The sequence below is a fragment of the Pseudomonas endophytica genome (assembly GCF_001411475.1).
Classification (GTDB): Bacteria; Pseudomonadota; Gammaproteobacteria; order Pseudomonadales; family Pseudomonadaceae; genus Aquipseudomonas; species Aquipseudomonas endophytica.
The window spans coordinates 28,196-52,776 of the sequence record NZ_LLWH01000090.1; the positions used below are offsets into that span (position 1 = coordinate 28,196).

The window sequence follows — 24,581 nt, forward strand, 5'->3', positions numbered from 1 at the left end:
TCCGGGCATGATTTCCGTGCCCGAAAACCTCCCCGACGATCCTGAATTGCTCAAGCAGCTGCTTGCGAAGATGCTGTCCAGAGTCGGTTTCCTCGAAGAAGAAAATGCGCTGTTGCGTCAGCGCCTGTTCGGACGCAAGTCCGAGCAAACGGCTGATCCGGCAACGCCGCAGTTGGCCCTGTTCAATGAGGCGGAAAGCGTCATCGAACCCATTGATGAAGCCGCGGAAGAAGAGGCTGTTGCGCCGACCCAGCGGCGTGGCAAGCGCAAGCCGCTACCGGCCGATCTCCCTCGCATCGAAGTCATCCACGAGCTTTCCGAGCATGAACTGACCTGTGCCTGCGGCTGTCGCAAACACGCCATCGGCGAGGAGGTCAGCGAGCAGCTTGAAATCGTGCCGATGCAAATCCGCGTGATCAAACACGTTCGTAAGGTCTATGGTTGCCGTGCCTGTGAAATAGCACCGGTTACTGCGGACAAGCCCGCTCAGTTGATTGAAAAAAGTATGGCCAGCCCAAGCGTGCTGGCGATGCTGCTGACCACCAAATACGTGGACGGTTTACCGCTTCACCGTTTCGAAAAAGTGCTGGGCCGCCAGGGCATCGATATCCTGCGCCAGACCTTGGCCCGCTGGGTTATCCAGTGCGGCGAACACTTGCAACCACTGTTGAATTTAATGCGCGACCGGTTGCTGGAAAGCCGCATCATCCACTGCGATGAAACTCGGGTACAGGTGTTGAAAGAGCCTGATCGGGAGCCAAGCAGTCAGTCTTGGATGTGGGTGCAAACCGGCGGCCCACCCGACAAACCAGTGATCCTTTTTGACTACTCCACTAGCCGGGCTCAGGAGGTGCCGACGCGTCTGCTTGATGGTTATCGCGGCTACGTGATGACCGATGATTATGCCGGTTACAACGCGCTGGGCGCTCAGGTCGAAGTGGAGCGTTTAGGCTGCTGGGCACATGCGCGGCGCAAATTCATCGGTGCTCAAAATGTACAGCCCAAAGGCAAGACGGGGCGCGCTGATATCGCGCTGAACCTGATCAGCAAGCTTTACGGTATCGAACGCGACTTCAAGACCAGCGGCGATGCGGAACGCAAAGTTGGCCGGCACGAACACAGCCTGCCGGTGCTGGCTCAGTTGAAAATCTGGATCGAAAAGACGCAGCCCCATGTCACCGCTCAGAACGCGCTGGGAAAAGCCATCACCTACCTGGCCAATAACTGGAGCAAACTTGAGCGGTATGTCGAGGAAGGCTACTTGCCGATCGACAACAACTCAGCCGAACGAGCCATCAGGCCCTTCGTGATCGGAAGGAAGAACTGGTTGTTCAGCGACACGCCCAAAGGCGCGACGGCCAGCGCTCAACTTTACAGCTTGGTTGAGACCGCCAAAGCCAACGGCCAAGAGCCCTATGCGTGGCTGCCACTGGCATCTTCGACTGAGGATTACGAAACTTTACTACCCTGGAACTGCTCGCCGGTATCGCATAGCTAAACGCGCTAGCCACCATGGCTGGTGGGGTTTATGGTGAGCTTATAGATACGAGCGGAGCAACGATCATGGAATACGACGATAAATTGATTGAAGAAGCCATACTTGCCCTGCTGGCAACCTTCAGTTTTGATGACGGCAATACTTGGAAAGGGTTCGACTTCGAGACCATGAATCGATTGCATGAACAGGATTTAATCAGTAATCCGGTGAACAAGAGCAAATCGATTTGGTTGACGGCTGAAGGGCTGGAGCGAGGTCGGCAGATAGCCGACCGGTTGTTTGGGGTAAGAACTCAAGCAGAGCATGTATCCGACTCGGATATCTGACTTCATACCCCGGCTATACGGTAGGTGGGGTATATGGATCGCTTACGGTCATTTCTTGTGGGGTGCCGAGGTGGTCGCAGTGGTACCAGCTCAGGACGTCGATTTTCGGGGCGACAGGTTTGTAGGTCCATACAGGGTCGGTCTTGTGGTTGTACTCGCCGCTGTAGTCCGGTTGTTTGAGCAGGCGTATGCCGCCGTGGCGCAGGGCTTGGGCCACGGGTACGAAGGTGCCGGGTTCGTAGAGGTAGTGAACGGTGCGGCCGGTGTCGGTTTCGAGCAGTGGCGGGGAGTTTTCCCATGCCAAGGTGTCACCGTCCCAGCCGTAAAGGGTGTGGTCGCAGCCCAGTTCGCGTTGTTTGCGGGCGTGCTGGTTGATGTTCCAGCCCGATCCGGCCTCGGGTTTTTTTCGGTAGTGCGCTTCTGAGTGCTTTGCGATCCGACGACCCAAGGCGTCGTAGAAGTAGCGCACGCTCAAACGGTCGTCGTTAAAGGCTTCAAGTCTGTCAAACAGGTCCCATTGCAGTTGGCTTAAGCGGCCGTTTTGCAGGCGTTTGGTCTGGTTGCCGCGTTCGTCGTATTCGTAGTGGATGCCCACGTATTCGCGCAGCAGGTTGTCCATCAGTTTGTTGCGTTTGGGGTCTTGCTCCAGCGGTCTTTGTGGCTGTTGCTGTTTTTCGTTGAGTAGGTTGCTGGCCGGGTCGAAGGCGAAGGTTTCTTCGCCTAAGCGGCTGGTCGCGCTGAGCAGTCGGCCGACGGGGTCGTAGCGATAGGCCAGCGGGCCACGGCGGGTGTCGTTGATGCGGGTCAGTTGGCTGGCGTGGTCGTAGGTGTAATCGCGCTTGAGCAGTGTGGATGTGTCGTCGCCGCGGCCCAGTAATTGCTCTTGCAGGCGCCCGACCGGATCCCAGCTTTGACGTTGCAGCAGGTGGTTGCCTTGATGGCGCGCGACTTCGCGGTGCAGGTCATCACGCTCGTAGTTGACCAGTTCGTGTTCGTCGAACTTGAGGCTGAGCACGTGGCCGCTGCCGTAGGTAAGCTAACTGACGCGATGGCCATCCGGGCGGGTGGTGGCGATGCGCTGGTTTAGCGGGTCGTATTCGTGTTGCCACACGCAGACGATGGGAGTTTGTTGATGAAGGTAGTGCTGGTGTTCGCGCAGCAGGTTGCCTGCGGGGTCATGGAACCACTGTAAGCGGCTGTGCAGGTTACTGGCCTGTAGCAGGTTGCCGTTGCCGTCGTAGGCAAAGGTTTCGGTTTGCGTACGCTCACCGAGGATGGCGCAGCGTTCGATGAGCCGGTTCATTGGGTCAAACTGCAGGGCGGTGGTTCTTTGCCCCTCTTGGGTGCTGGCTAGGGGTTGCACCTTCGATCAGTAAGGTGATGTGCGCTGTGTTTGCGTCCAGCATGTGTCCCATTCCATTCGTTACACCGTGAGTGGGCGCATGGTGCGAGTGGGAAATTGGGGTTACAACGGGTTAAGGGAGGGTGGGTATAGATTCAGAAGAAGCTTACGCATGGCGGGAATTTGTGATCATTTTCGCGATACTTGTTCTTACGTGAAATTACCCTTTTATCCATTTCGCTGTCTGTGGAGATGCTCGCTTTCCTTTGGTAGCGTTTGGGTCAGTCATGCAAAAATGCTGAGTGTTTACCCATCACAGAGCCACTACCCGCTGCCAATCGAGTCGCTACCGCTAATGGAATCTGCATGCACACTGGGAGCATCAGAACAGCATCCAGCCACAACCCGTAAACTACGGACCGGAGTTGAATTAGCGAGGAGCGTTACATGTACATAGGTGAACTTGCTAAGTTGTCGGGGTGCACGCCCAAAGCCATTCGTCTGTATGAGCAACTGGGCCTGCTGACCCCGCAGCGTCTTGGCAGTTATCGGTTATACACGGCCCATCACCTAACGCTGGTGCAGATGATCCGCACGGCCCAGGCGGTGGGGTTCAAGCTGCAGGAGATGAGCGAGCTGCTGGCAGCCAAGCAACATCAAGCACCGTTTCCGCTTGCGCTGGCCAATCAGGGCATCGAGGCCAAGCGCCTAGAACTGCAAGCGCAGATCCTTGCTCTGCAGGATCGCGAGCGGCACCTGACGCTGTTGCAACAACAGATCAACCAGCAATTCGCCCCCACGTCAGTGCTTGGCGCCGCGCCCGGTATCAGCGCGCCAACAGATGCGTAAACGCCTGTTTGAGGGCGTTCTGCGGCGAGCGCGGCTGGTAGCCCAGTTCATTGATGGCCTTGTCGATGCAGTAGACCTGGCGCACTCCATAAAACATCTGTACCTGGCTGAGCAGCAATTCGGCCGGCTGACCGGTGTACCGTGCCCGCTGTTCTTGCAGCCAAGCGATCAACAACAGCAAAGCTTTTGGGGCTCGGCGCGGCAAACGATAGCCGGGGCACAGTGTGTTGAGCGCCTCGATCACCTCAGCCAGTGATGAGGCCTGTTGATTGGCCAGTAGGTAACGCTGGCCAGCACGGCCTTTTTCAGCGGCGCGGATCAAGCCATCGGCCACGTCGCGCACATCGACAAAATTGAAATAAAAATTCGGGTCAAGCATCAGTTTGCGCCCCAACACGGCCGCAAGAAATCCCATCGTATCGGTCAGCCGTGTGGTGTGAGGGCCGATGATGGCCGAGGGCAACACCGCGACCATCGGTAGGTTATGGGCTTTAGCGGTCTCCCAGGCAGCGCGTTCAGAAAGGATTTTCGAACGGTAGTACGGGTTGCTCTGGTCAGTATTCCAGCTGCTTTCATCTAGGCGCTGGCCATTGTGCCCCACTGCAGCTACGGAGCTGACATAGACCACGCGCCGAACCCCAGCCTCTGCGGCGGCCCGCAGTACATTACGGGTGCCTTGTACGTTGACGTCGACGATTTCGGCGTGTGGATTCCTCGCCCAGTGCTTGAACACTGCCGCGACTTGGTACAGCACATCCACCCCTTGCAGGGCCTGGCGCAGTGAGTCGGGGTCTTGCAATTCGGCGCATACCACCTGGCAGTCGAGCCCGTTCAGGGCTGCGCCTCGGTCGATGTCACGGACCCCGGCGCGCACGTGTTGCCCCCGGGCGAGTAGTGCTCGCACGAGAGTGTTGCCCAAGTGCCCATTGGCACCGGTGACCAGCGATAGCGTATTCATGGATTGCCTTATCCTCTGACGGCGGAGCCTGAGATGACAAGGCAGGGTAGGGGTTGTCCCAAGGGGCAGAGTCAAGCGCTGGGGTCAGCCAATCGAAAGTGAGAGCACAGTCACGGCACCGGCTTGTTCACCACGATTGCGCGCAACCATCAACACCGTGCCTTGCGACCATGACTGTGTGGCCGGTATGCGTGAACGCCATAACTGCATCATTCAAGCGTGGGGCGCGGTGAAGCCAGCGATGGGGCAGGTGGCGATTGATGAAGCCAAGCACGCCATCCGCGACTTGAAGATACTGGGTTTTCACTTCCACCCGATCATGCAGCACTTCAGCGTGGATGATCAGCGCTATGACCCACTTAGCCTGCCCGAGCGTCGACGTTGGCTGATTGCTACGCCGGGCTGTGTGTGTACACCGTTTGGCGCGCCAGAGAGGGCTCAAGGCCGCGATGGGAAATTGCGCGATTATTATAAATAATCGTGAATTAAGCGCTAAAAAGTCTGATGGCTTGATCGCATTTTATTTTTCGAATCTTAGTCGACGAGGGCATCGAAATTCGATGAGTCATTCAGACCCTCCTTAAGCTCTGCAAAACGATTTGAATGAGTAATATCTTAAGACATTAATTAACGGCATCACCTTGTGTGTCGGCTACTTTTATTTATTAAGACTATAAACATGCCTACGCACAAGGAAGAGCCATGACATTAATAATGACCAACATGACACAAAAGGATGTGCCAGTGGTCGCAAGTGGGGTTAGTAGCGAACTTATTATTAAGTTGGAGACCACGGGCGAAAAAGAACGTTTCGGGGCTAGGGTCGAAGCCGTAATGGGGGTGGACAGTAAAGTCAAATCCATTTTTATGAGCAACGCTCAATACGGCTTCCGACCGCACAGCAATGGTCGCGATGCACACTGGCACTACGCGCCTTCGTTCAACTCAGAGCATTGGAAACCTGAGATTAGCATCGATGTAATATGTCGAAATTTACCCGCCTACAGCAGCGTAATTGAAATCGGTACGTTTACTTACTACAGCGCAGATAATATTAAAGGTGTCACAACACCATTGAAGGTCAGAGCAGCTTATGATCCGAATATCAAGCTGGACTTACAAGAAGAACTGCTGGCTACTTGGGAAGACTACTCAACCAATAGGCGCGTTTACAGCCATAAGATTCGTCTTGATTTGCCTGATGATAATCTCAGTCATTGGAGTGTCTCTTTTAAGGTTTCGCCAGGAACAGTGCTGTTCAAAAAACCGTGGACAGCATACACACACGACCTAGAAACCGGGGTGGTTGAATTCAAGTGGTTTGCGACTAAGTCTAATATTCAAACGGAACTAAGAGAGGTCGATTTTCAGTTGCTGTCCACGTCACTCATCTATAACCCTGCACTTGAAAAACTAGCCAGCCTCACTGGTTATTACGTTATGGCAGAGGATCAACTCGTCAGTGATTTAGAGAGTTAAAACACACTCGCAAGCCTCAACGCCCACACCGGATGCAGCGTTTGACGAAAGCGCTCTTCATCTCGGTGTTGGCCGATTTTTGGCCCAATCCAATCGAACTGGCAACGCCCGGGTGGATGCCCAGATCTGAAAGATGTATTGCTCAAATACTCGCGCATCGGCTGCTTGACATGCACTGAACTCGGCCTTATAAAGAACGTGTTCATAAATGATCAACAACAATAATGGATGCGATCTTATGCGCCGTATCGACTTGCACTGCTACCCCAACACCCAACGCTGGATCGACTGCCAAGGTCCTTACGTCAAGGCGTTAGCGGAGTACTGGCACCGGGACTGGAAAGCCAAAACCGAAGAAGAAGTGGTGCGCGAGTTTCAGAGCGCTGGCATTGAGGCGGTGCTGGTTGCACTGGACTTGCGTGCCACCATCAATACTGTGCCTTGCGACATTGACGATGTAGCCGGCATGCGAGATCGTCATGACTGCATCATTCAAGCGTGGGGCGCGGTGGAGCCAGCGATGGGGCAGGTGGCGATTGATGAAGCCAAGCACGCCATCCGCGACCTGAAGATGCTGGGTTTTCACTTCCACCCGATCATGCAGCACTTCAGCGTGGATGATCAGCGCTATTACCCGCTCTGGGAGGAAATCAACGCCCTTAAAGTACCGGTCATGATTGACGTCGGCATGACCGGCATGGGCGCAGGCTTGCCCGGTGGTTTTGGGGCTAAGACGCGGCATGCTCACCCGTCGTCCATCGACACCCTGGCCGCTGATTTCCCCGACTTAACCATCATCATGGCGCACCCTGGTTATCCTTGGATCGACGAAACCACCGTCTGTGCACTGCACAAGGGTAACGTGTTTTGGGAAATGTCCGGTTGGGCACCAAAGTATCTGCCAGAGGCGCTTAAGCGCGATATTCGAGGGCGGCTCAAGCACAAGGTCATGTTCGGTAGCGATTACCCCAGCATTCCCCACGAGCGGCTGTTCAAAGAGTGGAACGAGCTGGGTTACTCCGATGAAGTATTGGAGCTGTTCTTCCACAAAAATGCCGAACGCGTTTTGGGTCTCTGACATGGGCAGCGAACAGCACAATGTGCAGACCGAGCGGCGCGGGCACGTGCTCTATATCCGCATCAACAGGCCCCACGTTCGTAACGCCCTAGACCCGCTCACCTATTACCAACTGAGCTTGGCGTGCGATCAACTGGAGGCTGACCCCGAGCTTTGGCTCGGGGTACTCACAGGGGAGGGGGATCAAGCCTTCAGTGCCGGTCGCGACCTCAAGCAACTGGCTGAAATGTCAGTGGCCGATGAGGCCAAAAAGCAAGCAGAGGTTGAGTTGTGGCAGCGCACCGTTCGCTTGACCGACCGCTTTAGTTTCGCCAAGCCACTGATCGCCCGGCTCAATGGTTCGGCGCATGGCGGTGGACTCGAACTGGCCTTGGCCTGCGACATCATTGTTGCGGCCGAGCATGCCCAACTCAGCCTGCCCGAGCCTCGGCGTGGGCTGATTGCCACGGCGGGCGGCGTACACCGTCTGCCGCGTCAGATAGGGCTCAAGGCCGCGATGGGGTATTTGCTCTCCGGGCGAGCCATGACCGCGCAACGGGGCTACGAACTGGGCCTGATCAACGAAGTGGTTCCTGGGCATTTGCTCGATGAAGCGGTCGAGCAATGGGTGGCTGACATTCTGGCCTGTGCGCCCTTGGCGGTTCGCGCCACCAAGGCTTGTGCCATGCAGGGCCTTGATCTGCCATTGGCCGATGCTATGGCCCGAAACTACGACGCGGAAGAACACCGCAAGTGCAGTGAAGATAGCCTTGAAGGTCCGCGTGCTTTTAGCGAAAAACGTCGACCGCAATGGCGAGGATGCTGAAGCTCTACGCTCGATTTTCACCCGATACGGTACGCTTAGCAGGCGGCACCGCTACCTGAATAACAATAATCACAGGTGATAGGAAATGAAGACGTCGCGCATGTTTTACGGCTGGTGGGTCGTGATCGCCTCAATCATGGGGATGATCATCAGCCAAGGCCCGGTTCTGGTATTTACCTTCGGTATTTTCATGAAGCCCCTAAGCGCTGAGTTCGGCTGGAGCCGATCTCAGGTATCGCTGGCGCTGACGATCGCAATTCTGACGGCAGCAATCTTTACTCCCTGGATCGGCCGTCTGATTGATCGCAAAGGCGCCCGACAAGTCGCTATCCCGGCCTTACTGTTATTTGGCGTAGGGATCATGTCGCTAGGCCTTTTGCCTGCCAATTTAGTCCTTTTCTATATAGCGTTTGCCGTGATTGGGTTGCTATCCACTGGCGGCACGCCCACGCCTTATGCGATGGCCGTGAATTGCTGGTTCATCCGCCGTCGCGGTCTAGCCCTAGGTTTAAGCATGGCGGGCATCGGCCTCGGTGCGGCATTGCTGCCTATGTTGGCTCAGCATGCCGTGGCCGCCTTGGGCTGGCGTTGGGCCTATGTGGTGATGGGCTTGGTGATTGTTCTCGGCGCCGGAGGTGTTGCTTGGAAGCTTCAAAACAAGCCTGCTGACTTAGGGCTTTTTCCAGACAACCAACCCACTGCGAGTGGTCTGCCTCATTCACCGGACAAGGTGGGCTTGAACGCCGGAAGGGCGCTGCGCAGTCGCACGTTTTGGCTGATCGGTGCTGCGTTTTTCTTGGCGGCGCTGGCGATTAACGGCTGTTCAGTGCATTTCGTGCCCTTACTCACCGACCGCGGTGTCCCCGCTGGCGAAGCCGCACGCATCGCCTCAATTATCGGTATCGCGTTGATCATCGGTCGTGTCGGTGCGGGGTACTTGCTCGATTATCTATTCGCACCCTTTGTTACCGTGTTTTTCTTCATTGGCCCGGTCATTGGCATCCTCTTGCTTTACAGCGGTGCCACCGGCGTAACGGCAATGATCTGCGCGGCTTTGATTGGTTTGGGCGTCGGCGCTGAGGTGGACTTGATTGCGTATCTGATCGCTCGCTATTTCGGTTTACGCGCCTTTGGTGAAATTTACGGCTACCTGTTCGGCCTGTTCTGTTTAGGCACCGCCTTCGGCCCCCTGTTAATGGGCGTTGGCCAGACGTTAACGGGCAGTTACGACGCAGTCTTGCTGCTATTTGCCTGCTGCATGGTGGTGGCCTGTGTACTCATGCTTTTCGTGGGTCGCTACCCGGATCTTCATGCGCTGCAAAAAGGCTCAACGGTCAGCCCGCCTGCAAGCCATGCATTATCAGGCTCAAGCGCTTCATAAGTTCATTGAGGCCGTCTTGCGGGTCTTGTGAGTCGTCCGCCAACCACATGCGAATCTCCGCTGCCAATAGATAGAACATGGTCTTGGCGATCATGTTGTTGTCTTCCTGGCAGCGGACTTCTCCTTGAACTCGCGCCTGTTCAACCAAGGTTGAGAGGGAGTCGATGGTACGCGCTCGGGTGGCCTGGAAGCGTTCGCTCTGCATCCCCGTTGTATAGAAGGTGATCTCTCGGGTCAGGTCCCGTGAGATCACTTTGTCTTGCCCGTAAAACACAAAAAAATGCCGCAGTGCATTGTGCAGATTCTCCAGCAGCGGACGGTCAGCGGCGCAGTCGGCAAAAGCCCGCGTGGTCAGCTCGTCAAGGTCGTCGTTGAACACCAAAAACAGCAGGTCACGCTTGTCGGTCGCGTACAGGAACAGCGTCGACAGACCAACGTCAGCCTCCTGGGCGATTTGTCGGGTTGTGGTCGGTTCAAAGCCGTTTTCGGTGAAGAGTTTTTTCGAAGCAGCACGGATTCGCAGGAATTTGTCGAGCTTGTTGCGTTCGCGCAGACCCAGCGGAGTAGGGGTGTTTTCGCTCATGTCAGACCTTTGTTTTTCTGATTTTGTCGGGGGTTGAAGGGCCTCATCTTAAGGGATGGTCTGGGCCTTGACAAACAATATGATCACGTCTAAAAATGAACATGTTCTTTTAAAAACAATAACGAGGTCGAACATGTCCCACTCCAAAAAAGTCGCTCTAGTTACAGGTTCCGCATCCGGCATTGGCGCCACCGTGGCCGTGGCTCTGGCCACTGCCGGCTACGACGTGATCGTTAACTACAGCCGCAGTGAGGCTTCGGCTAGGGCCACCGTCCAAGCTTGCGAAGCCGTCGGGGCACGGACAATGTTGTTGCAGTGCGACGTGTCGAATGAGGACAGTGTCAAAGCCATGATCGCCGCCATCCGCGAGCAATATAGCCACTTGGACGTGGTGTGCAGCAACGCCGGTGTGTCTATCGACACGCCGCCGAAAAAGTTCGACGAGATCGACGTAGAGGATTGGGACCGGGTGTTTGCGGTGAACGTGCGCGGCTTGTTCTTGATCGCCAAACACACCAAAGCCTTGTTATTCGAGGCACCTCGGCCGTGCATGGTCAACACCGCTTCAATTGTCGGCATGCGACCTGGTGCGCAGCCGCTGCCGTATTCGGCGTCTAAGGCGGCCGTTATCAGCATGACTCAAACCTTAGCCAATGCGTTGGGGCCCAAGGTTCGGGTCAACGCCATCGCTCCCGGCTGGATGGAGGGCGAGTGGATGGAATGGATGTTGGGCGACAACTACGACAAGTTAATGACCCGCCGCGCACGCGCCACACCCCTGCAGCGGTGTGTGACCATGCCGGATGTCGCTGAAGTGGTGCTCACCCTGATCGAGCATATGCATTTCGTGACCGGTGAAACCATCGTCATTGATGGCGGCTTCGCCAAGACCACCTGAGCTGATCCTTTCGGGCCAGAGTAGCGCTGGCCCCGCGTGTTCCTTCCAACAATAACGACAACATCGAGGACATTTCCATGATGGGATTCGTGCCGTTTCCAGAAAAGTTCGTTGAACACTATCGAGCCAAGGGCTACTGGCAGGACCAGACCCTGGCGAACACCTTTCAGGCGGTGTGCCGCCAATACGGCGATCGTATAGCCGTGTGCGACGCTCAACGTGAGGTGAGCTACACCGAGCTTGACCACGTCGCCACGCGCCTAGGCTTGAACCTATTGGACGCAGGTCTGGTGCCTGGGGATATCGTTGTTTTGCAACTGGGCAACGTGCTGGAGTTTGTTTTCGTGTACTTAGCTTTGCAAAAAATTGGCGTGCGGCCGATTCTTGCGCTTCATACCCATCGTTATCGTGAACTGCGCCAGTTCGTCGAGTTGTCTGGCGCCACCGCCACGATCACCGCGGACCGTTCTAAGGACTGCGACTTCATCGACATTGTTAACCGTGTTCAGGCAGATACCACCAGCATCCGCCGCAAGTTTGTGCTCGGTGACGTGGCTGACGGTTTTGTCTCGCTGGGCGACTTGCTGGCGCGTGAACCGAATCGCGATGCCTCTGAAATCGAGGCGATTCAGGCGGCGATTGATCCGTGCAGCCCAGCGCTGTTTTTGTTATCAGGAGGCACGACCGGCATCCCTAAGATGATCCCGCGCTCGCACAACGATTACGTTTGCAACTCACGGCTGGCCTCCAAATATACCGGTATTGATGAGCATTCGGTGTTGCTGGATGTACTGCCTATTGCTCACAACTTGCCGCTGGCGTGCCCAGGCTTACAGGGCTTTATGCTCTGCGGTGCCAAGGTGGTGCTGCACGCCAGCACGCGGGCTGAAGAGGTGTTCAGTCTGATCGAGCGCTTTAAGGTCACGCACATCCATGTCGTTCCGGCGCTGCTGATCATGTGGATGAACGATCCGCGGGTTGAGGCTTTTAATCTGGACAGTGTTCGAGTGATTCAATCCGGCGGCCAACGCTTGCAACCCGAAACGCGGGCCTTGACTGAGCACGTCTTGCGTAACTGCACGGTGCAGGAAAACTTTGGCATGGCCGAAGGTCTCCTGATGTTCGTGCGCTTGGACGACCCGCTGGAGGTGCGTCGTGAATCGGTGGGGCGCCCGGTGTGTGAAGACGATGAGATTCTCTTGCTCGGCGAAGACGATCTACCGGTACCGTTGGGTACGCCGGGTGAGCTGTGCTGCCGAGGGCCTTACACCTTGCGCGGTTATTTCAATGCCGCCGAACACAATGCGCGGGCGTTTACCCCGGACGGTTTTTATCGTTCCGGCGACATGATGCGCGAGCTGCCTTCAGGTAACTATGTGGTGGAGGGGCGCAAGAAGGATTTGATCAACCGCGGCGGTGAAAAAATTTCCGCTGAAGAAATCGAGAATTTGGTGCTGGCTCATCCAGCCGTCACCAACGTGGCGTGCGTGGCCATGCCTGACGCCGTGCTGGGTGAAAAAATGTGCGCCTTCGTGATCCTCAAACCGGCTGCACAGTTGAGCCTAGAAGACCTCGTCAGTTATTTGCAGACCCATGAAATCGCCCGTTTCAAATTGCCAGAGCGGCTGGAGCTAGTAGACAGTTTTCCGCTGTCGACCTTCGGCAAGGTGTCCAAAAAAGACTTGGTAGAACGCGTCAGCGCCAAGCTCAAGATCGAGGCGGCCTGAGATGAGTGACTTTATCGAGTACCGCTTCGAAGACGGCATTGTCACCCTGACGTTGTGTGCCCCCGACCAGCACAACGCATTGACTCATCAGGCTCAGTTCGACGCCTTTACTCAGGTGTGCGCGCGTATCAACCGCGATCCGCAGGTCAAGGTGGTCATCCTCACAGGCGCCGGTAAATCCTTTTGTGCGGGTGGCAATGTCAAAGACATGAAAGCCCGAGCAGGGCTGTTCGCGGGTGATCCGTATCAACTGCGCGACGGTTATCGGCATGGCATCCAGCAGATTCCACTGGCGGTGTATCACCTAGAGGTGCCCACCATTGCCGCCGTTAATGGCGCAGCGATCGGTGCGGGTTGCGACCTTGCCTTGATGTGCGACATCCGCATCGCTTCAGAGCACGCACGCTTCGCTGAAAGCTTCGTGCGCCTAGGCATCGTGCCCGGAGATGGCGGCGCTTGGTTGTTGCCACGCGCGCTCAACAACCTGTCGCGAGCTTACGAACTGTCGTTTACCGGCGAGACGGTTTCGGCGCAGCAAGCGCTTGAGTATGGCTTGGTGTCGCGGGTTGTCGCGGCGGATGACCTGTTGCTGGCCGCTCAAGCGCTGGCCGCACGGATCGCGGCCAACCCCGGGCATGCGCTGAGGCTGACCAAAAAGCTGTTGCGCGAAGGGCAGCACACCCGTCTGGAACCTTTGCTCGAATTGTCGGCTGCCTATCAGGCGCTGGCCCATCACACCGAAGCTCATCAGGCCATCGTGCAGGCACTTTGATCGTAGCCGGACGTTGCACGCAGCGTTCGGCCGGAGGTTCTTATGCAAGACGCAGTGATTGTGGCTTATGCCCGCTCGGCCATTGGCAAAGCGTATCGGGGAGCGTTCAACCACACTCCAATGCCCAGCTTGGCTGCGCCCATCATTCAAGCAGTACTGACGCGGGCCCAGATTCAAGGTGACGACGTGGAAGAGCTGGTCATGGGCTGTGGAAGACCGGAGGGAACGCAAGGCAAGAACATTGCCCGGCTCAGCGCTCTGCGTGCGGGGCTACCGGATTGTGTGGCCGCACAGACCGTCAGTCGCCATTGCGCGTCGGGGTTACAGGCCATAGCCAGCGCCGCGCAACGTATCCAACTGGAGGGCAACGCGATCATGCTCGCCGTGGGGGGCGAGTCCATCAGTCTGGTACAAAACGCTCACACGAACGAGTACTACGGCCAAGACCCGTGGCTGCTTGAGCATCGACCTGATGCCTACATCAGCATGCTCGAAACGGCAGAAAGGGTGGCCAGCCGTTACGGCATCTCGCGTGCCGATCAGGATGACTACGCCTTGCTCAGCCAGCAGCGAGTGGCTCAGGCCCAGCGCGACGGCCTGTTCGATGAAGAAATCATCCCCATGGACGTCATCACCAGAACGGTCGACAAGGCCAGTTACGAGTATTACGACAAGCCTCTGCGTATCGACCGTGATGAGTGCAATCGACCGAGTACTCAGCGCGAGCAACTGGCGGCGCTTGCCCCGGTGCTGGAGGGCGAGGACCGAACGGTGACGGCTGGCAACGCCTCGCAACTCAGCGATGGCGTGGCGGCGTGTTTATTAATGAGCGCTGCCCAGGCCCGAGTTCGGGCGGCAAAGCCGCTGGGTATCTTCAAAGGCTTTGCCAGTGCGGGTTGTGCGCCGGATGAAATGGGCATCGGCCCGGTGCTCGCAGTCCCACGGCTGTTGGCCCGTCACGGGCTCAGCGTGCATGACATTGATCTGTGGGAATTGAACGAAGCCTTCGCCTCTCAGGTGCTGTATTGCCAGCGTCAGTTGGGCATACCCATGCAACGGTTGAACGTCAACGGCGGGGCCATCGCTATGGGGCATCCCTACGGCATGTCGGGTGCGCGCATGGTTGGGCATGCCTTGCTGGAGGGGCGCCGTCGCGGGGCACGTTATGTGGTGGTGACCATGTGTGTGGGCGGTGGTCAGGGCGCGGCTGGCTTGTTCGAGGTGTGCCATGACTGACGGCTAAGACTGGGCATCGCTGTTTTCTGCGTCTCTACAACAACAAAAAGAGGGACTTACTATGAAAAATGTACCTGTGCGCGCCTTACAGGCTGCTGGTTTACTGATGTGCTTTAACGGCGCAGTCAGTGCCACCGAGGGTAATGGCAACTCTTACCCGCTGGGCGTTGAAACCAATATGTCAGGGATGATGATGCCCGAAGGGCTCACGTCGCTGTTGTACTACACCCATTACAACGCCTCCGACGTCAAAGGTAACGACGGCAAAAACAACCCCAATATTGCCCGCTACCACGTTAAATCCGACACCGTTTCTCTGCGCTTAAGTTATGTCTGGCCGGGTGTGAAATGGTTGGGCGCGAATGTTGAAACCCGCGCAGCGCTGGCACTCCCCACCATCGACCTGACCCTTGATGTTGCCCGGCCCGCCCCTTTGGGCCCGCTAGATAAGGGCGGGACTACAACCGATTTGGGTGACCTCAGCTTCGCCCCGGTATTGCTCGGCTGGCACGGCAAAACGCTGCATCAGATTGCGGGGGTAGAAACCTTCTTGCCCACCGGTGCTTATGACAAGAATGAGCCCGTGAATGCCGGCCGCAACTACTACCAGGTCGCTCCCTTCTATGCCGCGACTTGGTTTCCCACGCAAGCGTGGGAAGCGAGCGCGAAATTGCGGTATGGCATCAACTCAAAAAATCAAAAGACTGACTATCGCTCGGGCGATGAGCTGACCCTTGAGTACAGCGCGGGCTACCGATTTACCGAGGCCTTGAGTGCAGGCATCAATGGTTACGTTTACCGACAAACCACTGACGACCGTCTGCAGGGGGCATCGGTCAACGGCAACGGCAACCGAGGTTCGGTTAATGCTGTGGGTCCCTACGCGATGTATCGCTTTAGCAAAGACTTTGCCGTGGTTGCCAAGTTACAGGAGGAGTTTGGGGCGAAGAACAAATCCGAAGGCACGCGGTTATGGTTGCAAGCGCGGTTGCCGTTTTAAAAAACGCTAAGGGGCTGTGCCAAGGCCGATGGCGGATCCCCGCTGAGCTGTCATCGGTAACTTGGACCTTTGAGTACTGGCATTCTTTATTGCCATACCTAGCGTTGGGCGTGTGAGCGTATGATCATTTCCTGGAGACAGATCAATACTCACTTGAATCCTTGCGCTGTGGAGAACGTCAAACATGCACGTCCAAGACAAAGGAACGACCTCAATTGGATTAGTGCATGAAGCTCTGCAAGGCGCATTGCGTCGTCAATTAGACACCTCCACCGTATTGCAACAAGCCCGTATAGATCCGCAACTTCTCACTTCTCCCCAAGCCAGGGTTTCAGCGGCTGCCTTTTCTCGCTTGTGGGTTGCGCTTGCAGATTTGCTCGATGATGAGTTTTTCGCAATTGATAGCCATCCCATGCGGCGAGGCAGCTTCCGGTTGATGTGCCAAGCTTCGATTGACTGTGACTCTTTGGAGCAAGCGTTGCGCAGGATTTTGAAATTTCTACGCCTGCTGTTGGACGATATTCAGGGTGAGTTGATACTCGAAGCCGACTCGGCCGTCATCGTTATCCACGACAACGGTATTGAGCGCCGTCTCTTTTGCTACGGGACATGGCTGATCTTGGTGCACGGATTGCTCTGCTGGTTAGGCAACAGGCGTATTCCGATAAAGGAACTTAGTTTTAGAGCGAGCCGGCCGCTTGACGACAGTGATTATCGGATGCGCTTTTGCGAAGACATTCAATTTGACGCGGCTATCACAATGATTCGCTTTGACCGCACGTTTCTAGACCTGAAGGTGGTGCAAAACAAGGCCAGCCTATCGACATTCTTAAAAGAGTCGCCTGCCAGTCTGCTGGTCAAATACCGTAACGAAGACAGCATCAGCGCGCAGATCCGCATGAGGTTGAAAGACCTCAATCCGGAGCAGTGGCCAGAGCTGGATAAAGTGGCGAAAGTGCTTGGGATGTCCTATTCAACGCTACAGCGAAGACTCCAAGCAGACGGCGTTAGTTATCAGCGCCTCAAAGACAATCTGCGCCGAGACATGGCGATCAACCTGCTGTGTCAGCCCACTATGACCGTCGGCGAAGTGGCTGCTCTAACCGGTTTCCAAGAAAGCAGTGCGTTTCACCGTGCCTTCAAAAAGTGGACGGGAGTGAGCCCTGGCGCTTATCGCCGGTCTGCGGTTGAAGAATCAGGCGAACGCTCTTAAAAGAGACAGTTGTGTCGGCCACCGCTACTGCCTGTAGCGAGCGGTGTTGCATTTACACGTCCACATCGCTCGTCCTGTTCTGGATGAGTGTCCAAATCGGTCAAGCAGAACGATGCCATAGGGCATAGGCCCAAGCACTTTCACCTCCTACGATGCGACGCAGGTAGCCCGAGTGTCGCCTCTCAATACACACGCCCGAGCCTTAAGCCGGTGCGCGCGCCTCGAAGTAACGCCATGACCGGGTGCCTAGCAACGCCGATATAAGTGCACTTCACAAACAACAAAAACAAGATCGAAGGAGACGCGATATGCAGCCGGTAAATGTTTATGCACTCGCCATTGAATCGAAGTTCAATCGCTTCCATGGACTGATTCTATTTTGGTGTGTCCTCATTTTAATCATTGATGGTTATGACCTTGCTGTTGTGGGGGCCGCACTTCCGGCGATCATGAAGGACATGAACATTGATGCCACCAGCGCAGGCGTTATGGCCGGTTCTGCGCTGTTCGGAACAATGCTTGGGGCGATATTTCTCGGGACTCTGGCGGACCGTATCGGACGGCCCAAAATGATCGCCATCTGTGTGGCCTTGTTCAGCCTCTTTACGGCGGCAGCTGGCCTCACCAGTGACCCGATTAGTTTCAGTATTGCTCGTTTTATCGCGGGCCTTGGCATTGGTGGTGTATTGCCCATTTGCACGGCTCAGATGGGCGAGTTCTCGCCATTAAAGCTACGCACCCGGTTAGTGACCTTAGTGTTTGCCGGTTACTCCGTCGGAGGGATTTTAGTTGCCCTCACGGGTAAACAACTGATTGAAAGTCATGGCTGGCAGTGGGTGTTTTATGTCGCGGCGCTGCCAGTGGTGTTGATTCCTTTTATTCTTAGGACCATGCCTGAGTCCATCGGCTACTTACTTAAAACCGGACGCCAGGCTGAATTGCGGGCGATTGCGCGTCAAATAGACCCCACTCTCGTTATCGACGACAACACGCTAATGGTTGGGAACGACGCCGTAGTAGAGAAACAAGAAGCATCTGTTCGTCATTTGTTTAGGGAGGGGCGCGGGTTCAGTACAGTCATGATTTGGGCTGCCTTTATGACCGGTCTTTTCATGGTGTACGCCCTTAACTCGTGGTTGACCAAGCTTATGGCAATGGCGGGGTTCAGCCTTGGTTCGGCACTGAACTTTGTCATTGTTTTCAATGTGGGGGCCATCGTCGGTGCAATTGGCGGAGGCTGGCTGAGCGACAAACTAAATATCAAGCATGTACTGGTCTGCTTTTATATCGTCGGCGCCATTGCGCTAACCCTCTTGGGCTATACGCGCTCACCCACATTGTTATTCCCGGTGGTGTTTATTGTTGGCGCGTCGACCCTCGGTACTCAGCTTTTGGCCTACGCCTACGCAGGGGATTTCTACCCGTCTTCGATACGCTCAACGGGGGTGGGTTTCGCCTCAGGTGTGGGAAGAATTGGCGCTATCGTCGCGCCTGTTCTGATCGGCTGGTTGGTGTCTCTGAATCTTCCACTCGAGAAAAACTTCATGGCTATCAGCCTTGCGGGCCTTATAGGCGCTGCCGCCGTCACGCTGATTAATCAGTCGCGCGCAGACTCCTCTCAAGTCAGAAAGGCCGCACGTCTGAGCAACTAACACCATGTTGCATTCGCTTGTCATTGAATCCGTGGACTCTTACGCATGAACATCAATCGCTTATCCCAACCGCCAGTGACACCTGAGCTCCTTAACCAAACGGTTGATTGGGCAATCGCTTCACGACGCAGTATTCGGGCTTTTTTACCCACGCCTGTGCCCCGTGAAGACATTGAAGCGATTCTAGATATCGCTCGTTTCTGTGCCACGGGAGTGAACATGCAGCCTTGGCGCGTCCATGTTGTAACCGGAGAAGCAAAAGATCGTCTTTCATGCGCCATTGCGAACATTGATAACAATGCATCGCTCAATAACGACCTTGAAGATGCCTACGACTATTACCCGAGTGAGTGGACTTCACCCTACGTCGATCGACGAAGAAAAGTTGGCTGGGAACTCTATGGGCTATTGGGAATAGAGAAGGGCGATAAGCAAAGAATGCATGCCCAGCACGGCCGTAATTATAAGTTCTTTGATGCGCCGGTCGGTTTGATCTTCACGATTGATCGAGTGCTTAAGGAGGGCAGCCTTCTTGATTACGGCATGTTTCTACAGTCTGTGATGGTGGCGGCCAGAGGAAGAAATTTACATACCTGCCCGCAAGCAGCTTTTTTAAAGTATCACCATGTCATTTCGCGCGCCCTTGCAATTCCCGATGAGCAAATGCTGGTGTGTGGAATGAGCCTTGGCTACGCCGACGAAACTCGTATTGAGAACGCCTTAGTGACCGATCGGGAGCCGGTGAGTGCGTTTTCCACTTTTCATCACAATAATAAGGAAGCCACATCATGAAACCGGGAGCTTATGAAACTGGGCTTGATCACTGCAAAGCAAACTATTTGCCGCTGACGCCGCTTGGATTTTTGGATCGAGCAGCTGTAGTGCATCCAGATCGGGTAGCGGTAGTCCACGCAGAGCTTCGCAGAACCTGGAGTGAAACTCGCGAACGCTGCTATCGCCTTGCTTCAGCTCTTCGCGAAAGAGGGATGGGCGCGGGAGACACGGTTTCAATTATGTCTCCCAATACGCCAGCCATGCTCGAGGCGCATTTTGGAGTGCCACTGTGCGGCGCGGTGCTGAATACCGTTAATTACCGTCTGGATGCTGAGGGCGTGGCATTTATTCTTCGCCATGGCGAATGCAAACTTCTTTTAGTGGATCGAGAGTTCGCAGCTTTGGCGGATGCCGCGATCAAACTTCTTGAGAGGCGTCCGTTGGTGATCGACATTAATGATCATCTGGCGCCTCTGTGCCACAGCATTGGAGACACGGATTACGAAACACTTATTAGCAGCGGTGATCCAGATTTCGAAGGGATATGGCCCACGGATGAGTGGCAACCCATAGCGCTTAATTACACATCAGGAACAACCGGTGACCCCAAGGGCGTGGTCGCAAGCCATCGCGGTACTTATTTGATGAGCCTGTTACAGATGACCAACTGGCCGCTCTCTCGGGCGCCTCGTTATCTTTGGACGCTGCCTATGTTCCACGCTAACGGATGGTGTTTTACCTGGGCTATCACTGCGGCAGCAGGGACCCATGTCTGCCTGCGAAAGGTGTCTGCCGAGACTGTATTTGAGGCCATAGATAACCAGGATGTAGACCACTTCTGTGCGGCGCCCGTGGTGATGGCCATGATTGCGAACGCCGCAGATCGCCCCCCGCTTAAAAAACCGGTGCGGGTACTGACCGCGGGCTCTCCACCTCCGGCCACTGTCCTTAACGCCGTCGTTTCAAAAGGCTTCGACGTTGACCATGTCTATGGCATTACGGAAGTCTCTGGCACGCCGATTAGCTGTGTGTGGCAAGACGCTTGGGACGATTTGTCAGCGAGCGAACAAAGTACGCTGCGCGTGCGTCAAGGCACTCGTGCTGCAGGTTTCGAAAACCTAATGGTCGCTGACCCTGAAACACTGCAGCCCGTTCCCAAAGACGGCCAGACGACGGGTGAGTTACTCCTCAAAGGCAACACCGTCATGATGGGCTATCTAAAAAATGAGCGTGCAACCCGTACAGCGTTTGCAGGCGGTTGGTTTCATACGGGTGATGTAGCGGTTGTACATCCTAACGGGTATGTACAAATAACGGATCGTTGCAAGGACGTCATTATTTCCGGGGGAGAGAATATTTCGTCGGTTGAAATCGAAGAAGCGATCCATTGCCATCCCGCTGTTTTACATGTTGCAGTTGTTGCACAGCCAGATGAAAAGTGGGGGGAAGTTCCCTGTGCGTTTATCGAATTAAAAAGTGGCGTTGAAGTTCCCGCAGAGGCCGACATTATCGAGTTCTGCCAAACCCGTCTGGCGCGATTTAAATGCCCACGTCGAGTCATCTTCACTGAGTTGCCTAAAACCGCGACCGGGAAAATTCAGAAGTTTTTACTTCGCGAACAAGCAGGCAGTCGTGATGCAATCGTTCGCTTAGCATCGAATGCGTAAAAGAGATTGAGAGGTGATAGCGCAGGGACGTTGGCTGGATAAATCCTCTCGCTATCAAACCGGCTGACTTCAGCAGTGGCTAAGTGTTGTAGTCGCTTTAAAGATGACCTTGTTGCTTCTGTTACTTACAACTATAAAAATTCGGAGCGTTATAAGTGAATTTTAAAAAAGTCCCTACGGTGTGGGTATTAAGCAGTCTTTGCCTAAGTGGTGAGGCGTTTGCTGATTTCCTCAGTGATAGCCAAGCGACACTGGGCATGAGGAACTTCTATTTCAATAACGATAACCGGGATGGCAGTGCAGCGCCTTCGAAAACCGAAGAGTGGGCGCAGGGTTTTATGTTGGATTTCAAGTCGGGGTATACCGAGGGCACCGTGGGTTTTGGTGTTGATGCTTTGGGGTTGCAGGGCATTACTTTAGACAGTGGCAAGGGAAGACACGCAGGGGGTTCCATGATCCCTTCAGACAGCGACAACCGCGCCGTGGGTGAGTGGAGCCGGTTGGGGCTGACGGGGAAAGTCAAAGTGTCGAACACCGAATTACGCTACGGCACCCTGATTCCCAAGCTGCCGATTTTAGTTGCCAACGATGGCCGGGTGCTTCCACAAACCTTCGAGGGAGGCCAGCTCACGTCTAGCGAGTTCAAGGACCTGACCCTTACCGCTGGGCGGATTGAACATGCAACGGGTCGCGGTTCAACTGATCAGACCGGGTTGGCCGCCATGGGCGGTACGCGGCAAAGCAATCAATTTGACTTCGCAGGCGGCGACTGGAAAGTGACTAAGGATCTGACGGCTCAGTACTACTATGCCCATCTAGAAAACTATTACCGCCAGCAGTTTTTCGGATTGGTTCATACGTTGGTATTCGCAGACAACCAATCACTCAAAACCGACCTGCGTTATTTTAAAACTGACGCTTCAGGTGAAAACAGCTCAGGCACATCGGGTTATAGGATCAGTGGCTATACCAAAAACGATGATGGGGTTATCGACAATCGCACATGGAGTGCGGCGTTAATTTACAGCGTGGGCCCTCACGCGTTCACTGCGGGCTTACAGCGGGTCTCGGACGGGAGCAGTTTCACTCAGCTCAACCAAGGCAGCTTGGTGGATAAAGGCGCCGCAGGCAGTAGCTTGTACCTGTACACAGACCGCCTGATTCAGAGCTTCACCCGTGCAGGTGAGCGTACCTCGTTCGGTCAGTACGCCTATGACTTCGCCGCCTTGGGTATTCCAGGCTTAAAGGCCTCGGTCATATACGTGACTGGGGACAATATTAAAACGAGAACTGGCGACACTCAGAAAGAGTGGGAAAGGGATATTTTTGTGGACTACGTTATTCAGTCGGGTGCGCTCAAAGGGGTTGGTTTGGGCTGGCGCAACGGTAAATCCAATAGCGAAGCCGCTCGTGATCAAGATCAGAACCGGGTGTTTTTAAGCTACAGCGTTGCACTTTTTTAAATCGTCTAACGGCGCGCAATGCTGTCTCGTTGCGCCAATAAATGTAGGCGTGTAGTGGGCGGTAAATATTTTTAACGAACGATCACCTGGAGACTTTAGAAAGCGCATTGCCCGCCGATGGTGTGTCACGCTTTTTAGCTTCTTCAGGTGATCAATGTTTAACAAACGCATTAAACAGGAGCTCTCAGCGCTTCGCGAAGAGTTGTCCTCCGTTCAACAAGTGAAGGACAACCTTGAGAGTGAAATGCTGTGCATGAGTCTGGATCCGAATGGTTTGATCGAGTCGGTCAATGGTAATTTTCTTCAGGAAATGCACTACCAGACTAGCCAGCTATTGGGTCGTCCAGTCGAAGCGCTAATACCGGCTTTTTTAATGTCTGACGAGCATCACCTGCGCTTCATAAATGCCTTGAAGCGCGGTGAGCACTACAGCGGTACGGTGCGTTTGTACCGGGGTGACGGGCGCGAAGCTTGGCTGCGCTCAATCATGCAGCCGGTGCGTAACTCCAACGGACAAATTTTAAATTTTTCGATGTTCTCCAGTGACTTGACTCGCACCATCGAAGCCTCGCGTGACCACGAAAATCTCATGGATGCGTTGATGCGTTCGACGGCCGTGATTGAGTTCAATCTTAAAGGCGAAGTGCTGACCGCCAACGAGCGCTTCCTCAGCGGAATGGGCTACACCCTCGCGCAGATTCAGGGTCGGCACCACCGTATGTTCTGCACCCCGCAAGAGCAGAACAGTAGTGAGTACGAGGCGTTCTGGAAGCGCTTGAACGAGGGAGCGTTTGTTGCTGACCGGTTTAAGCGTATTGACAGCCACGGCCGTGAGGTTTGGCTCGAGGCCTCTTATAACCCGGTGCGCGACGCCAACGACAACCTTTATAAGGTGGTCAAGTTCGCCACGCTGATCACTGAGCAGGTGCAACAAGAGCAGGCCGTAAGCGAAGCGGCCGGGATTGCCTACAGCACGTCTTTGCAAACCGACAGCACCGCCCAGCGTGGCACCATAGTAGTGACCCAAACCGTGGACCTTATGCGCGAGCTGGCTAAACACATGCAGCAAGCGGGCGAAGGCATTGAGGCGCTGAACGAGCAATCTAAAGTGATTGGTAGCATCGTTAAAACGATCAGCGCCATTGCCGAACAGACCAATTTACTGGCCTTGAACGCAGCCATTGAGGCGGCCCGCGCCGGTCAACAAGGTCGTGGTTTTGCCGTGGTCGCCGATGAAGTGCGGCAGTTAGCATCGCGCACCAGTAAGGCGACTGAAGAAATTATTGCCGTGGTGCGTAAAAATCAGGACATGGCCCGGCATGCCGTGAGCTTGATGGCCGACGGCAGAGTTCAAGCCGAGCAGGGGTTGTCTCTGGCGGCGGAAGCGGGGACCGTGATTGTCGAAATTCAGGAGGGGGCGCAAAAAGTAGTGGATGTTGTAGGGCGTTTTGCTAATCAACTGAAAGCCTGATCTGTATTGAGGAGGAGAAAGCCTGGCTTTGATGTGCAGGCTTACATAAATGTCGTCGTTGAAGCAGTCATAATCGACGTTATACCTACCTCATAGGCTTTCATGTTCCTCTTCAAGCACTCAACACGCCCTCGACGTGATGGCAGTCAGAGTCGCTTGAAGGCTATGACGCGGGTTATCGGAGGGGGCTCAGGTGGTAGTTATCTAACGAGTTTCAGCGTAACAACTCGTTAGTCTTTGGATTTATATCCAGAGTAATGCGTCATGAAACCGTCAGACAAAGATCCGCTAAAATCATTTTTTCTATCTGAAGAGCAATGGGCGGAACAAGCTGTTCTTGACCATTTACGTCAAACGATACAAAGCGAGTTCGCGTCACTTACCCACAGAGAGCAGTTTCGTTATCGGC

At 55.0% G+C, this 24,581-nt stretch carries 20 protein-coding genes and 3 pseudogenes; 20 read left to right on the top strand and 3 right to left on the bottom strand.

Features of this window, described 5'->3' with window-relative positions; all coding sequences use genetic code 11:
- Positions 1 to 7 precede the first annotated feature (7 nt).
- On the top strand, positions 8 to 1,498 hold the full coding sequence (gene tnpC, locus AQS70_RS07570) for an IS66 family transposase (RefSeq protein WP_055102252.1): 1,491 nt from the start codon (positions 8 to 10) through the stop codon (positions 1,496 to 1,498).
- A 65-nt stretch (positions 1,499 to 1,563) separates the two neighbouring features.
- A complete protein-coding gene (locus AQS70_RS07575; RefSeq protein ID WP_055102271.1) occupies positions 1,564 to 1,824 on the top strand; it encodes a DUF6429 family protein in 261 nt (86 codons plus the stop codon).
- A gap of 46 nt (positions 1,825 to 1,870) precedes the next feature.
- Here AQS70_RS07575 and AQS70_RS07580 read toward each other — a convergent pair.
- Positions 1,871 to 3,178, bottom strand: a pseudogene (locus tag AQS70_RS07580) (RHS repeat-associated core domain-containing protein); the annotation flags it as partial.
- A gap of 435 nt (positions 3,179 to 3,613) precedes the next feature.
- Between AQS70_RS07580 and AQS70_RS07590 the strand changes: the two are divergent.
- Entirely contained in the window at positions 3,614 to 4,015 is a 402-nt protein-coding gene (locus AQS70_RS07590) for a MerR family transcriptional regulator (protein ID WP_055102255.1), read from the top strand.
- On the opposite strand, the gene AQS70_RS07595 is transcribed toward AQS70_RS07590, so the two are convergent.
- The gene (locus AQS70_RS07595) at positions 3,993 to 4,973 is read right to left on the bottom strand and encodes an NAD-dependent epimerase/dehydratase family protein (RefSeq protein WP_187331791.1); all 981 of its coding nucleotides are present in this window, start codon (positions 4,971 to 4,973) and stop codon (positions 3,993 to 3,995) included. The two genes, AQS70_RS07590 and AQS70_RS07595, sit on opposite strands and share 23 nt — an antisense overlap.
- 187 nt (positions 4,974 to 5,160) lie before the next feature.
- Here AQS70_RS07595 and AQS70_RS23910 point away from each other — a divergent pair, with 187 nt between their 5' ends.
- The 5 genes from AQS70_RS23910 to AQS70_RS07620 all read left to right on the top strand — a co-directional run bounded on the left by AQS70_RS23910 (position 5,161) and on the right by AQS70_RS07620 (position 9,716).
- Positions 5,161 to 5,451 carry an amidohydrolase family protein gene (locus AQS70_RS23910; RefSeq protein ID WP_187331792.1) on the top strand — a complete coding sequence of 97 codons (291 nt, stop codon included), beginning with the start codon at positions 5,161 to 5,163 and terminating at the stop codon, positions 5,449 to 5,451.
- 224 nt (positions 5,452 to 5,675) lie between these two features.
- Complete coding sequence (locus tag AQS70_RS07605; RefSeq protein WP_055102257.1) at positions 5,676 to 6,452, top strand: hypothetical protein; 777 nt, start codon at positions 5,676 to 5,678, stop codon at positions 6,450 to 6,452.
- A 238-nt stretch (positions 6,453 to 6,690) separates the two neighbouring features.
- Entirely contained in the window at positions 6,691 to 7,530 is an 840-nt protein-coding gene (locus tag AQS70_RS07610; protein WP_055102258.1) for an amidohydrolase family protein, read from the top strand.
- Between the two features lies 1 nt (position 7,531).
- Positions 7,532 to 8,335 carry an enoyl-CoA hydratase-related protein gene (locus tag AQS70_RS07615; protein WP_055102273.1) on the top strand — a complete coding sequence of 268 codons (804 nt, stop codon included), beginning with the start codon at positions 7,532 to 7,534 and terminating at the stop codon, positions 8,333 to 8,335.
- An 85-nt stretch (positions 8,336 to 8,420) separates the two neighbouring features.
- Positions 8,421 to 9,716 (top strand): MFS transporter, encoded by a 1,296-nt coding sequence (locus AQS70_RS07620; RefSeq protein WP_055102259.1) that lies wholly within the window; start codon positions 8,421 to 8,423, stop codon positions 9,714 to 9,716.
- On the opposite strand, the gene AQS70_RS07625 is transcribed toward AQS70_RS07620, so the two are convergent.
- On the bottom strand, positions 9,670 to 10,299 hold the full coding sequence (locus tag AQS70_RS07625; protein ID WP_055102260.1) for a TetR/AcrR family transcriptional regulator: 630 nt from the start codon (positions 10,297 to 10,299) through the stop codon (positions 9,670 to 9,672). The genes AQS70_RS07620 and AQS70_RS07625 overlap by 47 nt on opposite strands.
- Before the next feature lie 133 nt (positions 10,300 to 10,432).
- Between AQS70_RS07625 and AQS70_RS07630 the strand changes: the two genes are divergently transcribed.
- The 12 genes and pseudogenes from AQS70_RS07630 to AQS70_RS24275 form a co-directional block, all read left to right on the top strand.
- The gene (locus AQS70_RS07630; RefSeq protein ID WP_055102261.1) at positions 10,433 to 11,197 is read left to right on the top strand and encodes an SDR family NAD(P)-dependent oxidoreductase; all 765 of its coding nucleotides are present in this window, start codon (positions 10,433 to 10,435) and stop codon (positions 11,195 to 11,197) included.
- Positions 11,198 to 11,274: 77 nt separating this feature from the next.
- Positions 11,275 to 12,924: a (2,3-dihydroxybenzoyl)adenylate synthase gene (locus AQS70_RS07635; protein WP_055102262.1), complete on the top strand. Its 1,650-nt coding sequence runs from the start codon at positions 11,275 to 11,277 to the stop codon at positions 12,922 to 12,924.
- A gap of 1 nt (position 12,925) precedes the next feature.
- A complete protein-coding gene (locus AQS70_RS07640) occupies positions 12,926 to 13,696 on the top strand; it encodes a crotonase/enoyl-CoA hydratase family protein (RefSeq protein WP_055102263.1) in 771 nt (256 codons plus the stop codon).
- A 42-nt stretch (positions 13,697 to 13,738) separates the two neighbouring features.
- Positions 13,739 to 14,932: an acetyl-CoA C-acyltransferase gene (locus tag AQS70_RS07645; protein ID WP_055102264.1), complete on the top strand. Its 1,194-nt coding sequence runs from the start codon at positions 13,739 to 13,741 to the stop codon at positions 14,930 to 14,932.
- Positions 14,933 to 14,993: 61 nt separating this feature from the next.
- Complete coding sequence (locus tag AQS70_RS07650; RefSeq protein ID WP_055102265.1) at positions 14,994 to 15,932, top strand: SphA family protein; 939 nt, start codon at positions 14,994 to 14,996, stop codon at positions 15,930 to 15,932.
- 184 nt (positions 15,933 to 16,116) lie between these two features.
- Complete coding sequence (locus AQS70_RS07655; RefSeq protein ID WP_055102266.1) at positions 16,117 to 17,145, top strand: AraC family transcriptional regulator; 1,029 nt, start codon at positions 16,117 to 16,119, stop codon at positions 17,143 to 17,145.
- A gap of 308 nt (positions 17,146 to 17,453) precedes the next feature.
- Positions 17,454 to 18,797 (top strand): MFS transporter, encoded by a 1,344-nt coding sequence (locus AQS70_RS07660; protein WP_055102267.1) that lies wholly within the window; start codon positions 17,454 to 17,456, stop codon positions 18,795 to 18,797.
- A 45-nt stretch (positions 18,798 to 18,842) separates the two neighbouring features.
- Positions 18,843 to 19,589 carry a nitroreductase gene (locus tag AQS70_RS07665; protein ID WP_156355062.1) on the top strand — a complete coding sequence of 249 codons (747 nt, stop codon included), beginning with the start codon at positions 18,843 to 18,845 and terminating at the stop codon, positions 19,587 to 19,589.
- The gene (locus AQS70_RS07670; RefSeq protein WP_055102268.1) at positions 19,586 to 21,238 is read left to right on the top strand and encodes an AMP-binding protein; all 1,653 of its coding nucleotides are present in this window, start codon (positions 19,586 to 19,588) and stop codon (positions 21,236 to 21,238) included. Before AQS70_RS07665 ends, AQS70_RS07670 begins: the two co-directional genes overlap by 4 nt.
- A 155-nt stretch (positions 21,239 to 21,393) precedes the next feature.
- Positions 21,394 to 22,701 (top strand): OprD family porin, encoded by a 1,308-nt coding sequence (locus tag AQS70_RS07675; RefSeq protein ID WP_055102269.1) that lies wholly within the window; start codon positions 21,394 to 21,396, stop codon positions 22,699 to 22,701.
- A 253-nt stretch (positions 22,702 to 22,954) separates the two neighbouring features.
- Positions 22,955 to 23,632, top strand: a pseudogene (locus tag AQS70_RS24270) (PAS domain-containing protein); the annotation flags it as partial.
- Positions 23,633 to 23,740: 108 nt separating this feature from the next.
- A pseudogene (locus AQS70_RS24275) lies at positions 23,741 to 24,172 on the top strand (methyl-accepting chemotaxis protein); the annotation flags it as partial.
- Positions 24,173 to 24,581 lie beyond the last annotated feature (409 nt).